The organism is Arthrobacter sp. Soil736 (genome assembly GCF_001428005.1).
Classification (GTDB): domain Bacteria; phylum Actinomycetota; class Actinomycetes; order Actinomycetales; family Micrococcaceae; genus Arthrobacter.
This window is the reverse complement of the sequence record NZ_LMSB01000012.1, coordinates 353,900-372,064: the sequence shown is the minus strand read 5'-3', so window position 1 is coordinate 372,064 and position 18,165 is coordinate 353,900. Positions and strand designations below refer to the sequence as shown.

15 protein-coding genes and 1 pseudogene are annotated in these 18,165 nt (G+C 64.5%); 10 read left to right on the top strand and 6 right to left on the bottom strand.

Translation table 11 applies throughout. The features are described from left to right. Positions 1–585: 585 nt before the first annotated feature. Positions 586–930 (top strand): annotated as a pseudogene (locus ASG92_RS29720) (integrase); the annotation flags it as partial. A gap of 274 nt (positions 931–1,204) precedes the next feature. Here the strand turns inward: ASG92_RS29720 and ASG92_RS10095 are convergent. Further along, the gene (locus ASG92_RS10095) at positions 1,205–2,206 is read right to left on the bottom strand and encodes a LacI family DNA-binding transcriptional regulator (RefSeq protein ID WP_056627352.1); all 1,002 of its coding nucleotides are present in this window, start codon (positions 2,204–2,206) and stop codon (positions 1,205–1,207) included. A gap of 383 nt (positions 2,207–2,589) precedes the next feature. On the opposite strand from ASG92_RS10095, the gene ASG92_RS10090 reads away from it, so the two are divergent. The 6 genes from ASG92_RS10090 (at position 2,590) to ASG92_RS10065 (ending at position 10,197) form a co-directional block, all read left to right on the top strand. After that, positions 2,590–3,846: an ABC transporter substrate-binding protein gene (locus ASG92_RS10090; RefSeq protein WP_056627351.1), complete on the top strand. Its 1,257-nt coding sequence runs from the start codon at positions 2,590–2,592 to the stop codon at positions 3,844–3,846. Positions 3,847–3,932: 86 nt separating this feature from the next. Continuing rightward, the gene (locus ASG92_RS10085; RefSeq protein WP_200951933.1) at positions 3,933–4,901 is read left to right on the top strand and encodes a sugar ABC transporter permease; all 969 of its coding nucleotides are present in this window, start codon (positions 3,933–3,935) and stop codon (positions 4,899–4,901) included. After that, complete coding sequence (locus ASG92_RS10080; RefSeq protein WP_082579419.1) at positions 4,901–5,785, top strand: carbohydrate ABC transporter permease; 885 nt, start codon at positions 4,901–4,903, stop codon at positions 5,783–5,785. The genes ASG92_RS10085 and ASG92_RS10080 overlap by 1 nt, the downstream gene beginning before the upstream one ends. Positions 5,786–5,828: 43 nt before the next feature. After that, positions 5,829–7,583, top strand: a complete 1,755-nt coding sequence (locus ASG92_RS10075; RefSeq protein WP_056627348.1) for a DUF5605 domain-containing protein — start codon at positions 5,829–5,831, stop codon at positions 7,581–7,583. An 82-nt stretch (positions 7,584–7,665) separates the two neighbouring features. Further along, positions 7,666–9,414 (top strand): hypothetical protein, encoded by a 1,749-nt coding sequence (locus ASG92_RS10070; RefSeq protein WP_056627345.1) that lies wholly within the window; start codon positions 7,666–7,668, stop codon positions 9,412–9,414. Between the two features lie 27 nt (positions 9,415–9,441). After that, complete coding sequence (locus ASG92_RS10065; RefSeq protein ID WP_082579418.1) at positions 9,442–10,197, top strand: SDR family oxidoreductase; 756 nt, start codon at positions 9,442–9,444, stop codon at positions 10,195–10,197. Between the two features lie 713 nt (positions 10,198–10,910). Here the strand turns inward: ASG92_RS10065 and ASG92_RS29715 are convergent. From ASG92_RS29715 to ASG92_RS10035, 5 genes are all read right to left on the bottom strand, one after another. After that, on the bottom strand, positions 10,911–12,740 hold the full coding sequence (locus ASG92_RS29715) for a hypothetical protein (RefSeq protein ID WP_056627338.1): 1,830 nt from the start codon (positions 12,738–12,740) through the stop codon (positions 10,911–10,913). Beyond that, positions 12,737–13,822, bottom strand: a complete 1,086-nt coding sequence (locus ASG92_RS10050; RefSeq protein ID WP_056627336.1) for a hypothetical protein — start codon at positions 13,820–13,822, stop codon at positions 12,737–12,739. Before ASG92_RS10050 ends, ASG92_RS29715 begins: the two co-directional genes overlap by 4 nt. 229 nt (positions 13,823–14,051) lie before the next feature. Beyond that, positions 14,052–14,570, bottom strand: coding sequence for a DUF4158 domain-containing protein (locus ASG92_RS10045; RefSeq protein WP_056627333.1), 519 nt, complete (start codon positions 14,568–14,570; stop codon positions 14,052–14,054). A 221-nt stretch (positions 14,571–14,791) separates the two neighbouring features. Then, positions 14,792–15,220 carry a competence protein ComJ gene (comJ, locus tag ASG92_RS10040; RefSeq protein WP_056627330.1) on the bottom strand — a complete coding sequence of 143 codons (429 nt, stop codon included), beginning with the start codon at positions 15,218–15,220 and terminating at the stop codon, positions 14,792–14,794. Between the two features lie 248 nt (positions 15,221–15,468). After that, a complete protein-coding gene (locus ASG92_RS10035) occupies positions 15,469–15,921 on the bottom strand; it encodes an Lrp/AsnC family transcriptional regulator (protein ID WP_056627326.1) in 453 nt (150 codons plus the stop codon). 128 nt (positions 15,922–16,049) lie between these two features. Here ASG92_RS10035 and ASG92_RS10030 point away from each other — a divergent pair, with 128 nt between their 5' ends. The 3 genes from ASG92_RS10030 to ASG92_RS10020 all read left to right on the top strand — a co-directional run bounded on the left by ASG92_RS10030 (position 16,050) and on the right by ASG92_RS10020 (position 18,056). Beyond that, on the top strand, positions 16,050–16,667 hold the full coding sequence (locus tag ASG92_RS10030) for a LysE family translocator (protein WP_056627323.1): 618 nt from the start codon (positions 16,050–16,052) through the stop codon (positions 16,665–16,667). An 80-nt stretch (positions 16,668–16,747) separates the two neighbouring features. Continuing rightward, the gene (locus ASG92_RS10025; protein WP_056627319.1) at positions 16,748–17,128 is read left to right on the top strand and encodes a hypothetical protein; all 381 of its coding nucleotides are present in this window, start codon (positions 16,748–16,750) and stop codon (positions 17,126–17,128) included. A gap of 220 nt (positions 17,129–17,348) precedes the next feature. Next, a complete protein-coding gene (locus tag ASG92_RS10020) occupies positions 17,349–18,056 on the top strand; it encodes an RraA family protein (protein ID WP_056627317.1) in 708 nt (235 codons plus the stop codon). Positions 18,057–18,165 lie beyond the last annotated feature (109 nt).

Sequence of the window (18,165 nt, the reverse complement as noted above, 5' to 3'; positions counted from 1 at the left end):
GACGCGGACAGACCCAAAGGGCTCTCCGCGACCAAAGCCGGGCCGCTGCTGCGCAACTCCATCACGGTCCGCAAGGCCGGGGACGAACACGAACAGGCACCCGGGTTCATCGAAGCGGACATGGTCGTCCACTGCGGCCCCACCCTGGCCGGGGAATTCGCCAGGACCCTGACCGCCACGGACGTGTTCACCGGATGGACCGAGAACGTCGCGGTCCGCAACGGCGCGCACAAATGGGTGCTCGAAGCCATGGACGAGGTCCTGGCCCGGCTGCCGTTCCCCCTGGTTGGCCTGGACACCGAWAACGGCGGGGAATTCATCAACCACGCCCTGGTCAAATGGGCCGGCGAGAAGGACATCTACTTCACCCGCTCCCGGCCGTACAAGTCCAACGACAACGCCCACGTCGAGCAGAAAAACGGCGACGTGGTCCGCCGGCACGCCTTCCACTACCGCTACGACACCGCAGCGGAAGTGAGGCTCCTCAACACCCTTTACGCCCTGGTCAGGGTCCGGCTGAACCTCTTCACCGCCACCACCAAAGCGACCGGCTGGCGCTCAAACAAACACGGGAAAAAGACCCGNCTCAACACCCTTTACGCCCTGGTCAGGGTCCGGCTGAACCTCTTCACCGCCACCACCAAAGCGACCGGCTGGCGCTCAAACAAACACGGGAAAAAGACCCGCATCTACGACAAGCCCCGAACTCCATACCATCGCGTCATCGACTCCGGAATCCTCACCGAAGCCAAAGCCGCYGAACTCGCGGAACTGATGGACAAAACCAACCCGGCCGACCTCACCCGAGGCATCACCGCCATCCAAACCCAACTGATCGCCCTCGCCGCCGCAAAAACACGGGCCCTGGAAACAGCATCCACGCGAGCACAAATAGATGAGGCACGCACAACACTTTCGCGAGCATCTTGACATGAGTCACTACGTCGCCGCCGCAAAAACACGGGCCCTGGAAACAGCATCCACGCGAGCACAAATAGATGAGGCACGCACAACACTTTCGCGAGCATCTTGACATGAGTCACTACGCCCGGGTCTTAGCGGACATGCGCGGAACGCGGCCACCCGGACTACTGGGTGGGCAAAGAGGAGGAGCAGTGTTCCGGCGACCCTGTGGGCCAGGGACCCACTGTTGTCTCCGAACAGGTCCTTCGCGGGCCTGTCGCCTGCTGCGGTCCACGGACTCTCACGGCGGTGCGATACGTGCCGTCGAATCGCGAATCACGAGTTCGGGCTCGACGACGTAGTGCTGAGCGCGTTCTCCCGTGAGGATCTGATGGTGGAGCATCTTGAAAGTCGCGATGCCCAGCGCCCGGAAGTCAAGTCGCATGGTGGTTAACGGAGGTGAGAAGTAGGCGGCTGCAGGCATGTCGTCAACCCCCACGATTGAAAAGTCCTGAGGCGCTCGAGCGCCGCGTCTTTCCAAGGCGCTCATGAAGCCGAGCGCAATCTCGTCGTTGCTTGCGAAGACAGCCGTGAACGTGGCCGGATCCGCGAGTTCGCCAGCACGATATCCAGAAACCGAGGACCAGTCATTTGCGACAGCGAGCACTTGTGGGCTAAGGCCGCGGCTCTGCATGGCATCGCGATAGCCGCGCTCACGCTCGCGTGCTTCATTGCGAGTCGAAGGGCCGGCGACATGCAGGATGTCGCGGTGTCCCAATTCGATGAGGTGATGGGTCGCCTCCCAGCCGGCGGCGTGCGAGTGGGTGCCTGCGGAGCCTTCGTCCGCCGACGGAAGCTCGGAAACCGTGATCAAGGGCATTGACTGGTCCCAATCGGTGAGCAGTTTGTCGACGCCCGGCAGTGGTGTCGACAAAACAATCCCGTCAACTTGCACCGACTTGAAATGGGTGAGCGCCCGTCGCGCCTCGGCTTCCCAGTTCTTTGCTTCGAAGTCGAGATCAAGCTGAGCGATAGTGAGCGTGACGTCGGCCTCGCGAGCCGCAAGTCCCAATCCGGTCAGCACACTTGCGCTCCCGTAGTTAAAGGCGCCGATGGCCAAGACACCGACAGAGTTCGTCCTGCTCGTGCGAAGAGTGCGGGCGGATTGATTTGGTACATACCCAAGTTCCTCGATGGCAGCGGCGATCCGCTCGCGCGTCTCGGCCCGCACATAACCGACACCGGTGAAGTAGCGCGACACCGTCTGGGTTGAGACGTTGGCCAGTCTGCCGACGTCCGCCATGCTGGGGCGTGTCGCCGTCCTTGCTTTCGCCAAGTGTCCACCTCCTTCACACAGTCTGTCACCCGGCCCCCGCACTGGTCCCATCCAAGGCAAGTTTACGATCACCCACCGACAGGTTACGATCACCTGCGCTGGCGTCCCGCGATGACTTCTTTGGCCAGTGCTTCCGAATCCACAAGCCTGTGCGAGGCCAGGGCGGATACCTCCGCCGAGGCGGAGGCTTATCTTTTTGCCCAATTATTGGTCAACCGGTTGACTTGAGTTATCGTAAACCCACATACTCGTTATGGGCCAGGTCACATCGGCGGCGTTCCTAGGAAGGCTTCGGCCGAGATACCCGTGACGAAAGCACCCTCAACTCACACCTACGAAAGGACGCGACGATGCGTTTGCTTGCCAAAGGCGCTGTTGCTCTTACGGCCATTGCTGTGCTGGCCGGCTGCTCCGCCGGTTCAGGATCCAATGCCGCAGGCAAAACCCAGCTGGACTGGTGGGTGATCAACCCGAGCTCCCCGACTGCGGCGAAGGCCCAGGACAAGATCATCAAGGATTTCGAAGCGGCCAACCCCGACATCACGGTCAAGAAAACCAATCGTGCAGTGGACGCCCACAAGGACGCCCTCCGGACCGCGATCGGCACCTCTGCGGCGCCCGACATTTATGACTACTGGGCCGGTCCCGGCCTCGGCGGGGAGCTGGTCAAGAACAACGCCAGCGCCGACCTGACCAGCCAGTACACCGAGTACAAGTGGGAGAGCCGGTTCACGACTGCCGCCCTTCCCCCCGCCAAGCAGTACGGTGGCTTCCACGGTGTGCCGTGGAAGCTCAACGGTGAGGCCATGTTCTACAACAAGGCCTTGTTCGAAAAGGCCGGCATCACCAAACTGCCAACGACCATTGACGAACTGAACGACGCCGCTGCCAAGCTGAAGGACGCCGGCATCACCCCGATCGAGTTCGGCGGTACCGTCAACTGGCACGTCATGCGGCTGCTCGACACCTTCCTCGAGGGCTACTGCGGGTCAGCGACGTTCGACAAGCTGGTCACCAAGCAGGCCAACTGGGGCCAGGAAGAATGCGTGACCAAGTCCTTCACGAACCTTCAGAAGTGGTCGAAGGACTACTTCAACCCCGGTTTCATCGGCATTAACAATGACGAATCCTCCTCCCTCTTCTTCAGCGGCAAGGCAGCCATGGCCCTTGAAGGCGACTGGTTCAACGCCCAGATCAAGGACAACGCCAAAGTCGAGGACTACGGAGTGTTCCCCCTGCCGACAAGCACGGGCCGCATGTATGGCTTCGAACAGGCCATGTACATCACCAAGGACAGCCAGCACAAGGATGCTGCGGCCAAGTTCCTGGACTTCATGATGTCAACTCCGGTTCAGAAGGAGACGCTGGGCATGTTCTCGACGCAGTCGGTGAACAAGGAAGTCAAACCCACCAGCACAGACGAACTCAGCAAGTCCTGGGAGGGCATCTTCTCTAACGCCAAGGGCCTGTACATGAACAACGACCAAAACCTTAGCCAGTCCCAAACCACCGAGTACTGGCGCATCCAGAACCTGGTTGCCACCGGCGGCCTGGACCCGGCAAAGGCCGGGGCCGAGTTCCAGAAGTTCCTTGATTCGAGCAAGTAGCTCCCTTCGCTGAAGGGTGGGACGGCGTCCCGCGCAGTCCCACCCTTCAGCCCACTGACCGATCCAAAGATCAAAGGCGACCTCTCTTGTCTAAGCTCACAGCCACGCGCCTCCAGACGCCCCCGGTGCCCGCTCCGCGGCAACTTCCCAAGAAACCACTCCTGAAGCGCATCGCCAGCGGCGGCTTCATTGCAGCCCTGCCGTTCCTCGCCCCTGCCCTGACCGCATACGTTGTCTTCGTCATCGGCCCGATGGTCAGCGCAGTGCGCTTGAGCCTGTTCGAGTGGTCAGGCTTCAACACTGATCCGCAGGTGTTCGTCGGGTTCCAGAACTATGTCCGTCTGTTCACCCAGGACCCTGTGTTCTGGACAGCCATGCAGAACACCATCGTCTGGGTGCTGCTCTCCCTGATAATTCCGACCACCCTCGGTCTGGTGATGGCTCTGGCCCTGAACCGCYCGATCTTTGGGCGGAACCTTTTCCGCTCCGTCTTCTACATCCCTGGCGTCCTGGCGCCGATCGCCATCGCGAACGTGTGGCGCTGGATGTACAACCCGAACTACGGCGTCTTCTCAGAGCTTGCCAAGGCCTGGCACCTCGGCGACGGCTCAGGCGTCACCTTTTTGAGCGATCCCAAAGTGGCCATCTACGCCATCTTCGCCGCATTCGTCTGGCAGATCGCCGGCCTGAACATGGTCCTCTTCCTTGCCGGTCTGCAAAGCGTGTCCAAGGAACTTGTGGAATCGGCGCGGCTGGACGGGGCCAGCAACTGGAAGGTCTTCCGTCACGTCACCTTCCCGGCCCTCCGCCCCACCGTCGTCGTCGTCCTTGTGCTGACCATCGTGCACTCCATCAAGGTCTTCGACCTCGTGGTCGGCATGACCGGCGGCGGCCCCGCCCAATCCTCGCAGGTGCTGGCCCTCTGGTCCTACTCCCAGTCATTCCTGCAGCACGACTTCGGAATGGGCAACGCGGTAGCCACGGTGCTGCTCGCAATCACACTTGTCCTTGTCATCCCCTACCTGATCTGGTCCACCAAAGGAAACGAAGACTGATGAGCACCCTAACGATCGGGCGCGCAAAGCACGCCGACGGGACCTCCCGCCCACGCGGCAACGTCGACTATGTCCGGGTCGGGCTGTGGATCGCACTGGCCGTAACCATGGTCATCTGGGCCATGCCCCTGATTTTCGTGATGTTCACGTCGCTGAAGTCCGAATCCGCGATCTTCTCCACCTCATCCTTCGCCCTGCCCACCGCAGCTGAATGGCAGAACTACGCCGAGGCGCTGGAAACCGGAAACCTCCTCACCGCCGGAGGCAACAGCCTCCTGATCGCCGCCATCAAGGTGCCCCTGGGCCTGCTGTTCTCAGCAGCTGCCGCCTTCGGTCTGTCCCGCATCCGCTTCAAGCACAGCAAGCTGCTGCTGGGAGCCTTCGCCCTTGGCTCCATGGTCCCGATCCAGGTCGCCCTCGGACCGCTGTTCAAGATCATCCTGGACCTGGGCCTGCTCAACAGCCCGGTCGGCGTGATCCTCCCGTACATCGGATTCGGCCTGCCCATCCAGATCTTCATCCTGCACGGGTTCTTCAGCGCGATCCCGAAGGAAATCGACGAAAGCGTCCGCGTGGACGGCGGCGGCAACTGGCGCTTGTTCTGGCAAATCATCCTTCCCCTGTCCAAGCCCGCCCTTGCCGCCCTGTTCATCCTGGACTTCGTCGCAACCTGGAACGAATACGCCATCGCCCTCGTGATCCTGCAGGACCAGGCGGCCCAGACCATTCCACTGGCCATCCAGGGCTTCCAGTCCCAGTTCACCAGCTCCTACGGCCCGCTGAACGCCTTCACGATTATGTCGATCCTCCCGGTCCTGATCGTGTACCTGCTGTTCCAGCGCTACTTCGTCGAGGGCATGTTCAGCGGCGCCGTCAAGGGCTGACCCGCCCGCTCATTTACGAAACTCTTAACGCAGAAAGGCCACCATGGCGACCTTTACCGCAACGACTCCACTGTTCGAGGTCATGCGCGACCCGGCCGGACACGAGATCCTGGCCCACCACGTGCCCGAGCTCGCGGCCAACCCGCTGCTCCACACCCTGTACCACTATCAGCTGGGCCTGATCCTTGGCACGGAGGAATCCCTGCGCAACGACCCGGCAAAGAAGGCCGAGGTCCTCGCAAAAATTGAGGCCCTGCAGCCCTCACCGGTGCCGGACCGGTCCGTCCGGCGCAGCGAACCGGCCGCCGGCTACGAACCGGAATCGGTGGAACGCGGCAGCGCCCGGGCCGACTTCGCTGCGAAGGGCCGGAAGTGGCAGCGGTACGAGATCGCGCTCCAGGGCCCTACCCACGGCAACCCGTTCACCGACGTTGACCTCGCCGCCGACTTCACCGCCAACGGAGAAACCCTCACGGTTCCCGGTTTCTACGACGGCGACGGCACCTACCGCATCCGCCTGCTCGTCCCGGCCGATGGGGAGTGGTCCTTTGCCACCCGAAGCAACGCCAAGTCCTTGGATGCCATCTCCGGAAGCTTCATGGCTGTGGCGGCTTCGCCGGATTCCCGTGGCGTGGTCCGCGTGGCCGACACGTTCCACTTCGCCTACGAGGACGGAACACCCTACCTTCCGATAGGCACGACCTCCTACGTCTGGACGCACCAGGGCGAGGCCCTCGAGGAACAGACCCTGCGGTCCCTGGCGGCCGGGCCCTTCAACAAGATGCGCATGTGCGTCTTCCCCAAGTCCTACCTGTTCAATGAAAACGAGCCCGAAATCTACCCCTACGAGGGGACCCTTGAGGACGGCTTCGACTACGCCCGGCCCAACCCCGCCTACTATCACCACTTGGAGAAGCGGATCAGCCAGCTCGAGGACCTTGGCATCGAGGCCGACCTGATCCTCTTCCACGCCTACGACCGGTGGGGCTTCTCCACGATGAACGCCGCGGCCGATGACCTGTACGTCAAGTACGTCACCGCCCGCCTGGCCTCCCACAGGAACATCTGGTGGTCACTGGCCAACGAATTCGACCTCATGTTCGAAAAGACTGTCGAGGACTGGGAACGCTCCGCCGCAATCGTGCAGGCGAACGACCCCAACAAGCACCTGCTGTCCATTCACAACTGCCGCGAGATGTACGACCACTCCCGCCCCTGGATCACGCACTGCAGCATCCAGAGGCTGGACATCTACAAAACCGCCGAAATGACCACCCAGTGGCGGCAGGAATGGCAGAAGCCCGTCGTCATCGACGAATGCGCCTACGAAGGGAACATCGACCAGGGCTGGGGCAACATCACCGGCGAGGAAATGACCCGCCGGTTCTGGGAAGGCGCCGTCCGTGGCGGTTATGTCGGCCATGGTGAAACCTACGTCCACCCGGACGACATCCTCTGGTGGGCGAAGGGTGGGAAACTACACGGCACCAGCCCGGACCGGATCGGATTCCTCCGCCGCATCCTGGAGGAAAGCCCCCAGGGCCACCTCGAGCCCCTGCCCGGACACTGGGATGCCGCCAGCGCCGGCATCAAGGACCAGCACGAACTGATCTACTTCGGCTTCAACCAGCCCACCTACCGCCGGTTCGTCATGCCCCCGGGCATCCGTTTCCACATCGACGTCATCGACACATGGAACATGACCATCGAGACTCTTCCGGAGACGTTCGAAGGCCGCTTCCGCATCGAACTGCCCGGCCAGCAGTACATTGCCGTGCGGCTCCGCGCCGTGGCCTGACTCCCTACCGACCGGCCGGGGGGCAGGTTCTCCTGCCCCCCGGCCGTCCAGGCTTCACCCATCCCGACCCGAAAGCACAGCCGTGATCAACGCCGAGAACCGCCCCCGGCTTTTCGCACCTGCCCAAACAATTGAAACCGGCCCCTGGCGCCTGCAGCTGCGCGGGGACGAACTTGCCGACATCGAGTACCGCGGGCACCCCGTGCTCAGGGCCATCCGGCCCGTGGTCCGCGATCACGACTGGCGGACCCTGTCACCCACGGTTGAATCAGTGACCGGCGCCGAAGACGCGGACACCTTCACCCTGCGACTGGCAGTCAGGTTCACCGGCTTCGGCGCAGAATACCGCGCGGAGCTGACCCTTCACGCCTCCGGCAATGACCTCACGGTCACCTTCGATGGTGTCGCGCCCAGCGACTTCCGCAGCAACCGCATAGGCCTGGTCGTCCTGCACAGACCCGACGACGCCGGACGCAACGTCACCATCACCGCGCCGGACCAGAGCCGCACCGAGCGTGCATTTCCCGTGGACATCAGCCCGCACCAGCCCTTCGTGAACATCGCAGCGATGAGCTGGGAACGCGACGGCACCGCCTTCGGGCTCGAATTTTCCGGCGACATCTTTGAAACCGAAGACCAGCGAAACTGGACCGACGCCTCCTTCAAGACCTACAGCACCCCGCTGTCCCGCCCCTTCCCGGTCACCGTGCACGCCGGAGACCGGGTGCAGCAGGGCATCCGCCTCACCGCCGCACCCACGGTCCATGCGGCGGAAGCTCCGTCCCCGGAACCCGCACCCGACGTGCTGACGGTGCGCAGGCAGACCCATGGCCGGGTTCCCGCGCTGGGAACGTCGTCGTCCCGGTCGGTAGCCAGACTCGGCGCAGTGCCCGGCCTGGACGCGCTGATGGTCGAAGTTCCGGGCGGTGACACCGCCGCGGCCGCCCAGATCCTCCGGCACGCCGTGCAACAGGCCGCAGAGCTGGGAGCCGCGCTCGACGTGAGGATCACCGCGACCGGCCCCGGGGATATCGGACCCGTGATGGACCTGCTGCCCGTGGAGAATGTCCTCAGAATCGGCGCATTCAGCTCCGATAGCCATCTGACAGAGCCCGGCCTGGGGGAGGAACTGCACTCCGAAGCGCAGCGGCGCGGCTTCACCGGCGCACTGCTCGCCGGTGCACGCTCCCATTTCACCGAGCTCAACCGGCGGCAAGGCGTCCTTCCCGGCAACGCCGACGCCATCACTTACAGCATTACGCCCCAGATGCACGCGACCGAAGTGCCCCACATTGTCGAAAGCCTCCCGATCCAACGGCAAACAGCGCTGAACGCCCTTCGGATCGGGTCCGGCAAGCCACTTCACATTGGCCCCGTGACACTCAAGGCCCGCTTCAACGCCGTCTCCACGGACGGAGCCTACGACTCCCTGACCGTCGAGGCGATGACGACCGACCCGTTGCAGGCAGAGAACTTCACCGCCGCCTGGCTGCTGGGCAGCATCGCGGCCCTGACACTGCCCGGTGTGGAATCCATCAGCTACTTCGAGGCAAGCGGACCCAGGGGCCTCCTCACCGACGCCGGCACCCCGACGTCGGCCTTCCAGCTTCTGGAAAAACTTTCCGCAATGCGCGGCGCCGACGTGATGGAGGTCGACGGCGGTGTCCCAGGGCTGGTCCTCTACCCGGTAAAAGAAGACTCCGGTGTGCTGCTCTTCGCCGCGAACCTTACGGCAGAGCCGCTGCGCACGGCCGTCAGGCTCGAGTACGGAGGATACACGCGAACGGTAGACATTCCCGCCTGGTCGGTAGTAACCCGGCCGCTCGGCTGATCCATCCACAACGAAATGAGGAACATGATGTCCAACAGGCTTGCAGGCAAGACCGCTCTCGTCACCGGCGCCGGATCCGGAATAGGGCTGGCCGTCGCACAGCGCTTCACCGCCGAAGGTGCACGCGTGTATTTCGCCGATATCAACGTCGACGCTGCCGAAAAAGCAGCCGCAGCCACCGGCAACGACCGTGCCGTCGCCCTGCCAGTGGATATCTCCGACGAGAACAGCGTAGAAGCCGCTTATGCCGCCGTCGCGGCCGCCGGCCCGCTGGACATCGTCGTGGCCAACGCCGGCGTCCAGCTCTTCGGCCAGGACGCAAGAGTGGGCGAGCTGTCCCTGGAAGTCTGGGAAAAAACCGTCGCAATTAACCACCGCGGAGCGTTCCTCACCCTCAAACATGCCGTGAGGGCGCTCCAGGGCCGGGGCGGGTCAATCATCTGCACCGGCAGCCCCACAGCGGTGGTGGCATGCGGGCAAACCTTCACCGCCTACTCCAGCTCCAAAGCCGGCGTCCACGGGCTGGCACGCGTCGTCGCAGCGGACTACGCCAAGGAAGGGATCCGGGTGAACACCGTGGTACCGGGATACACCGAGACCCCTCTCGTGCAGACCATCGCAGATGATCCCGCCAGCCGCGCGGGCCTGGTGGATTCCACCATGCTCGGACGGGCAGGCACCGCCGCGGACGTCGAAGGCATCATGGTCTACCTCGCCAGCGATGAATCGGCCTACGCGACAGGCGGACTCTTCACCGTCGACGGCGGCCTGACGGCACTTTGACAGCACCAGCAGCAGCCGCTGGCATCCGAGGAACAGGGCATGACTGTCGAAATTGCGCCTACTCGGGGTCGCGGTAGTAACGGAGAAAAAATGGGCGGACATGGCTGACCGATCGCCACCCGCATCGGCGCACGCAAGACCGTGCTCGCCTCGCTGACCGCGTGGACCGGGCTCGTTCTGGCCGCATTCTGGCTACCCGCCCGCGCGCCGGTCCTGTTCCTGGCCCTCGGCGCCGGCATCGGTCTCGTACTCGGCGGCAGCCAGGCGCTGTCCCGCTCGCTGTTCAGCCAACTCATCCCATCCGGCCGCGAGGCCGAGTACTTCGGCTTCTACGCGATCTCCGACAACGGAACCAGCTGGCTCGGCCCCCTCCTGTTCGGGCTGGTCTACCAGGCCACCACCAGCTGCCGACTCGGCATCGTCTCGGTGCTGGTCTTCTTCATCGCCGGCTTCGTCGCCCCTCCTCGCCGTCCCGATACGCCGGGCCATCACCGCCGCCGGCAACGCCCCACCCCACCGGCTGTAACCAGACCCCTGCATCGGGCACGGCCTGAGGTTCCCCCGGACCGTAGAGGCATCAGCGGTTCGGGGGGAAACCTCACGCCTGTGGGCAGGAGAGTTAAAGGTCGGGGTCGGCGGAGCTGTTCTCGACCAGGGTGGCGGCCCCGGAGGCGCCGACCTGGCCCGCAGCGGCCATCACTGCCCCGCACCGGTCAGGGCGAGGCTGGGCGCACGACGATGGCCGAGCCGCACTGGTTGATGATCGTGCCGGAGCTTGAGGCTGCGGTCGCGCTTTTCGCGCCAGTGGCGGACGTATCGGTCAGCGAGAGGAAGTCGACCTCGATGGCCGCGTTCGACTTGGACGCAGCGCTTGACGTTACGTCGCCGACCTCGGCCGTCCCCGACGGTGGCGTGAATGTCGTGGTCGCCGAGTTGGTGCCGTTCCTCACGCCGTGTGCGGTCAACAACAACGCCCCCGACGTCACCGGCGTGATCGACGGGGCCCGGACATCCGGGTAGGGCACCCCCGTGTTGGTGTCACTGGCGGGCGTAACGTCCAGCGGCGTGGTGGCGTCTGCGCCCTGCACGGCAACCGTCACCCAGGCATACCGGGAGGCGGGTTCAGGCACGCTCGGCGCGGTGTCGCCGGACTGCATCACTCGATACCAGACCGCCTGGTGCGCCGAGGTGGATCCGGCGCTGGTGAAGTCGGCGATTGCCCGCGTCCATCCCGTGGGAGTCGTGGCGTTCGCCGACCCAGCCACGGTCACCTGCGAGAACAGGAAGACTACGTCGCCAGGCTGCCAGCCTGCTGGCAGGGTGGGCGTGTACGAGCCCGAAGAAGACAGCTCGCCAGATCCGGCTGCCGACGACCGGACAGAGGTCGGTGTCGGCGAAGGCGTCGGTGTCGGCGTCGGCGAAGGCGTCGGTGTCGGCGTCGGTGTCGGCGAAGGCGTCGGTGTCGGCGAGGGTGAAGGCGATGGGCTGGGTGAGGGTGCCGTCCTGGTGAGCGTGAAACTGTCGGTGAAGGTACCGCCCGAGGCACCGACGAACTGGCCGGTCAGCGTCGTGTCGGTTACCGAGACCTTCAGGAAACCGTACGTCGGGTTGTTGTTGCTGCCCATGAAGCTCTGGAAGTACGGCGCCGTCGTAGTGTTGCTCTCGCTGTTGATCGACTTGCCGCCCGAACCCACAGTGGCCAGGATCGTCCCGGTGCCGGCGGTGAATTGGCCGTTTGGGTTCGTGTCGGCGACACAGTCGGGGTTGAAGGTGTCGACGGGGATGGCCGTGCAGGTGCCCTGGAGCGCGAGCGGGTAGCTGCGCGCGTATGCGTGGTCATGTGCCTGTAGGTAGAGGTCCACCTTCTTGGCCACCAGCAGGTTCATCAGGTCAGGGCTGGCGGCGCAGGGGTAGTTGACCATCGACAGGCAGTACATGTGCATCCCGACGGCGACGAACGGGATCCCGGCAGCCCGTGCCGCGTCGATCGTCGACGACACGAACTGGTAACCCTGTGTGCCGGCCCGGTAGGACCAGTTCAGGGACGTCCCACTGAAGGTCAGTTTCGGGGACACCATGATCACCCGGACCAATGGGCTGCTGGCCGGGTAGTCCGTGTAGTACTGCTGGCCATAGGTTCCTGTCGAGCCGAGCTGGTCTGGCAGGCACGCGGCGAAGTTCGACCACACACCGTCGGGTCCGTCGTCCTCGTGGTTCCCGGACACGAGCTCATAGGGCATGGTCCCGGCGTGCTGCGTGACGAACGAGCACCAGGACGACTCCGGGGTGATCTGGGAGTAGGACATGTCGCCGAGGTTGAACATCGCCGCGGTCCCCGCGTTGCGCGCTGCGTCGATCACCTTGCCCGTCACCGTGTTGCCGCCTGTATCTCCGACGAACCCCAGGCTCACCGTGGATGCGGCGGTGGCCCGCGACTCCCGCGATGTGGCGAGAGTGTAAACATTGACGAGAACGAGTGCGACGCCGAGCAGAACGGCCAGCGTTCGGCGCAGTGGGTGGCGCACGCGCTGGCGGCCGTTCATCGACAGCTCCACTCGGTCGCGCGGCGCAGCCCGTTGGCTGCCGCGGAGAACCCCACTACAACGGTGGTCCCGCCCTGCCGTGACACCGAGCTCGCCGACCCTGATACTCCGGCGAGCTGGCCGTCCGAACCCGGTGGCAGGATCCGTGCGCTCTTGCCGACCCACATCACCGCCTGCGGTCGCGACGCGCGAAAGGACGGCGTGCTGCCGGCTCCGACGGCAATCCCTGCAACCCCTCCCTGCGCGCTCGAGGTAGGGCCTGCGGCCGCTGCACCCAGGTCGGTGACCAGGCCGGAGGCGCCCCAGGCAACAGCGTGGGTTCCCTCGGGCACGGCACTCTGGCCGAGTGCCTGCCCGGCAGAGTCGATCGCGAGCACCACGCCGCCCCGCCCGGCGAGGGCCGGCAGGACCTTCGGGGTGCCGTCCGGTGCCCACAGGACCGGCGTCCCGCCGTCGGCAAGGGCCACCCCGCCGATGGTGCCGTCAGGGCCGATCGCGAACGCATGGCCGCCCCGGGCACCGGCGGGCAGCGGAAGCTCGCGTGGTGCCGCGGTCACGGTGGACCAGACAGCGGGACGCTCGTCCTCGTCGGCGCCCGGCCCGTCGGAGTGCTCCTCATCGGCGATCAGCACCCCGGCGACGGCGCCGCTGTCCGAGACCGCCGACGGGAGCGCGATGTCACCGGGGCTAACGGGGAGCCGGTGGTACAGCCCGTTCTTCCACCACCAGCCCACCAGCACCTCATGGATGGCGTCATACCCCGAGCCGACGACGACTCCGGCCCGGTTCACCGAGGTGGGGACCGCGGTCTGGAGTGGGATCGTCAGCGGGGTCGGCCGACCGTCCCGCCAGAGCACCGGTGCGGACCCGCCCATGGCGGTATCGGCGATGCCGACCACCAGGCCGTTGCTGCTCGCGGCGATCGCGTTGCTGCCCCGGCCACCCAGACCGGCGAGCAGCCGCACCGCACAGTTCGTGGCAGCGCGCATTTCACCCTCAGCAACCGACGCCGCAACCGGCACCACCACCAGACCACCCCCCAGCGCAAGCAGCAGCACTGTCAGCAGCGCCTGAAGCCGCATATCCCGCGCCCTGCGTAGATGAGGACCAGCCGAGCGATCACCTCCCCGCCTTACGCCAAGCCAGGAAGTCCTGCGGCCGCTACCACGCCCGCGCATGTGAAAAAATCCGTAGTCCAGCAATGTTGCTCCCCGGAGTTGAACTCCATATTCCCAGCAGCATCTGCAGCAGAATGGACCATTGCCATGGGTGCCCTGTGACTACGAGCCTAGGATTCAGGTCAAGCGGGTGTCACGAGTAAGAGGTACCTGCTTCGAAGCATGGGAAAAGCGCTCTGGTACTTGGGAGGTACTCAGTCCCTGCCATCGTTCTTCCACGATCACATCGTCGTCGACGCCGCTCGGCGGGCAGCACCGACAGGTCGAGGGTGTCCGCGCCCAGGCCGCGCAGGAACTCCAGCTTGGCGACCTCAGCTTTCACCGCGGCCGGGGACGCCACGACAGGACCTGTCGACAGCCACCGCAACCGGGTCATACCGATCTCAGGGTCGGTCACCAGCAGCGCGTCCAACGCGGCGCACCGGGCGTCGGTAAACTCGCGGGCCAGCCGGTCGAATGTCTCCCGCTGAGCCTCGGCGCGAGCATGCGCAACCCGCTCGACCACGGTCACCGGCCCCGGCCGGAGCACCCGTGCCGAGATCAAGTACTCACATCCCAGCCGGAACAACAACGTCGGCGAATCGTGCTCCAACGCCCGAGCCAGCAGGAACTCGTCCAACTCCTTGAGCTCATCGTCGTCGGCAGCCGCCACCCCAGATACTTCGCCACCAGCCGCAGATGCTCAGTCCGGGCCGAGACCGCTGTGGCAGACCGTGACCAGTAAGGCGTCCATGGGGTACATGCGGGGCCGGCAGGTGCAGGAAGGGCTCGGCAAGGCTGGCAGGGACGTACATGCCGCAGATCAGCAGGATTCCCATGGCGTAGTTGGGGTTGGCCGGGACGGCGTCATGTTCGGCGTCTGAAGCCTACCTGTCACGCGTCGGATTTCGTGAGCGTGATGACGTAGCGGTCGTCACCCTCGATCCCGTCGTCAGCGATGGATCCGAGGTTGAGGTATTCCACCAAAACAAGGTACTTGCCGGGAGGCACATTCAGTGTTCCACCGCTGAGTCCGTTATCGGTTGACCCGGACACCTCCACAACTCCGCTCGGCACGTCCAGGACTCCGTGGGCGGTTTTGTCCACGCTGCCGGCGGGCACAGGGCGATCACTCTCAAAACGTATGAGGACGGGTGCATAGAAGTTCCGCATGGTGCCGATGGCGATGTAACCGTCGCCCTGTACGAACATGGACTCGACGGTTTCATCGGTCCATTTCTCGTAGAGATCTTCGAAGTCCACGGTGGAGTCGAAGACTATGAACTGGTTGAAATCCGTGGAGATGTTGAATTCGGCTTCCATGCCCGACCCCTTACCTGACGTTCATTCGTACGGCGTCACCGGGGATACCCCCAAGCCGATAGCCAATGTATCCGCCCAGCGAGCGATTCGGGGTTAGGCCGACGTATCGGACTGACGCGCCCTCAGACTCGCTAAACACTGCCATGGGCGCCCCGTCCTCGTCGAAGCGGGTCTTTGGCGGAAGACCCGATCGCTATAGGTTCGCTACCGGGCGAGCGCCTCGGCTGCGCGAGCGATCTCTCCGCGTTTCACAGGGGGAGCGGCCGGTTTTCGACGACGCTTTTCATGACGAGGGTGGAGCTGAGGCGCTGGACGCCGGGCAGGGTGGAGATTCGTTCGTCGTAGAGCTTTTGGAAGGCCCGGAGGTCACGGGCAACAACCTGCAGGAGATAGTCAGGATCACCGAATAGCCGTTGGGCCCGCAGGACGTTAGGGACGGTGGCCACGGCCTGTTCAAAGGACTCGACGGTGTCGCGGTCGGCGTCGCGCATGGTGACGAAGACGAGGGCGTCGAATGTCAGGCCCAGGGCCTCGGCGTCGAGCTGTGCCCGGTAGCCGGTGATCGCGCCGGATTGCTCCAGCGCGCGCAGGCGGCGGTGGCACGGCGAGAGGCTGAGGTTGACCCGCTCTGCCAGGTCGGTGAGGGAAAGTCGACCATCCTGCTGAAGCTCGGCAAGAATTTTCCTGTCCATGTTGTCCATGCGGAATATTCTCCCTCAATAACACTCGTGGGTGGAAGAAGTTGGAAGCACTTTCCGGGCGTTTTTCCCTAGGCTTTTCTTCAGGACGTTTCAGGGGTTCTGAGGTCCGTACTGCGAAGGAGAGAGATATGGCGTTCGGGACTGTGGCTGCGTTTTGGGCGGTGTCTTTCCTGTTCGTGGTGACGCCCGGGGCGGACTGGGCGTACGCGATATCGGCCGGGCTTCGGCACCGGACAGTTCTTCCCGCCGTGGGAGGGCTGCTGACCGGGCATCTGGTGGCCACCGCCGTCGTCGCCGCCGGGGTAGGGGCAGTGGTGGCCGGCTCACCCGCGGTGCTGACGGTGCTGACAGTGGTCGGTTCGGCGTACTTGGTGTGGCTTGGGATCGGCATGCTCAAACAACCTTCAGTGCCGCAGGCTGGCGGGGAGCAGACGTCTGGCTCGTGGGTGCGGCAGGCCTTGAAGGGCGCGGGCATCAGCGGGCTGAATCCCAAGCTCTTCCTCCTGTTTCTGGCCCTGCTTCCGCAGTTCATTGATGCCGGCGCCGGCTGGCCCATCGCCGGGCAGATCGTGGCACTTGGCCTGGTCCACGTGGCCAGCTGCGCCGTCATCTACACCGCAGTGGGTTCCGGCGCCAGGGTAGTGCTGCGCTCCCGGCCCGCAGCCGCCCGGGTGGTGTCCCGCGTATCCGGGGCCGCCATGGTGGCTATTGGTCTGTTCCTCCTTGTGGAGCAGCTGATGCCGTAGGAGCCGAAGAGCCGACAGCACCATCGCCCGGAACGAAACATTATGCCGTGGCTCGCCATGGACAACAGAGGAGATCAATCATGAGCGAGCAGCCTGCCCCCTACGCCAGTACCAGCACTGGAGCCGTGCCGGTCCGAAAGCGGGTCCGCATCCATCATCTGCGTGAGATGAAGGAACGCGGCGAGAAGTGGGCCATGCTGACGGCCTACGACAAGTGCTTCAACACGGCAGTGCGGTTCATGAAGGAAGCCAACGCTCACGCGGTGAAGCTCGAAGGAGGCGAGGAAATGGTCCCAGATCGGGATGCTCAACCGGGCCGGGATCCCGGTGATGGCCCATATCGGGTTCACGCCGTGCTTCGTCAAGCAGTACGCGTCCCCTCCGTCCTGACCAAAGCCGCCATGGACTACGCCGCGGACGTTGCGGACGGAACCTTCCCCGGACCGGAACACACCTTCTAGACGCCTGATCAACTACCAAGGACACAACATGACACGATTGGCTGAATCACAGGGATTCATGGGCCCATTCTCCCGCGACGGGAAAGCCGGAGCAGCTCCGTGTCCCACCCATCTAGGACGCGGACGGCGCTACTCACTGGCGATGACTAACCGATGCAACCACCTGCTCCGGGACTACCGCAGCGCCGATCAACACCAGAACCTTCAGGAGAAGTAACCTTTGCAACCCGAACAGCTCCACCGGACCTATCTGGACCTCACCACCCCGCATGTGGCCGACGCGTGCATGCGGCTCGGCATCCCGGTCCGCTGCGCCCCGCCGGAAACCGTCCCCCTGTGGAGCGGCACGCACGTGGTGGGCCGGGTCCGCCCGGCCCGACACTACGGCAGCGTCGACGTCTTCCTCGAGGCCATCGAACGCGCCGAACCCGGCGACGTCCTGCTTGTCGATAACGGCGGCCGCCAGGACGAGGCCTGCGTCGGGGACTTGGTGACGCTGGAGGCAAGCCGCGCGGGCCTGGCCGGCATCCTGATCTGGGGACTGCACCGTGACACGGCCGAGGTGAGGACCATCCGCCTGCCGGTCTTCAGCCTGGGGGCACTGCCGGTGGGTCCGCAGCGGCTCGATCCACGCGAGGCTGGTGCCTTGGAATCCGCAATGTGCGGCCAGCACAATGTCACGGCCGACGACTTCGTCCTCGGTGACGACGACGGTGTCCTGTTCATCCCGCTCAGCAGTGCCGCCGAGGTCGCGGACGTGGCGGCTACGATCCGCGACACGGAACGCTCCCAGGCGGCGCGGATGCACATGGGCACCACGTTCCGCAGCCAGGCCCGTTTGGGGGAGTACCTCGCAGCCCGGGACGCCGACGCCAGCATCACCTTCCGGCAGCACCTGCGCGCGTTCGGCGGAGAGATCGAAGAATGACCGGTGATGCATGGCCTTATGCGTCCGATCCGCTCCCGTTCCAGGACGAGCTGCCATGAAGCAGGTTTGACCGGCGTGCTTTGCGCCCTCACACCTGCTTCTTGAGCCA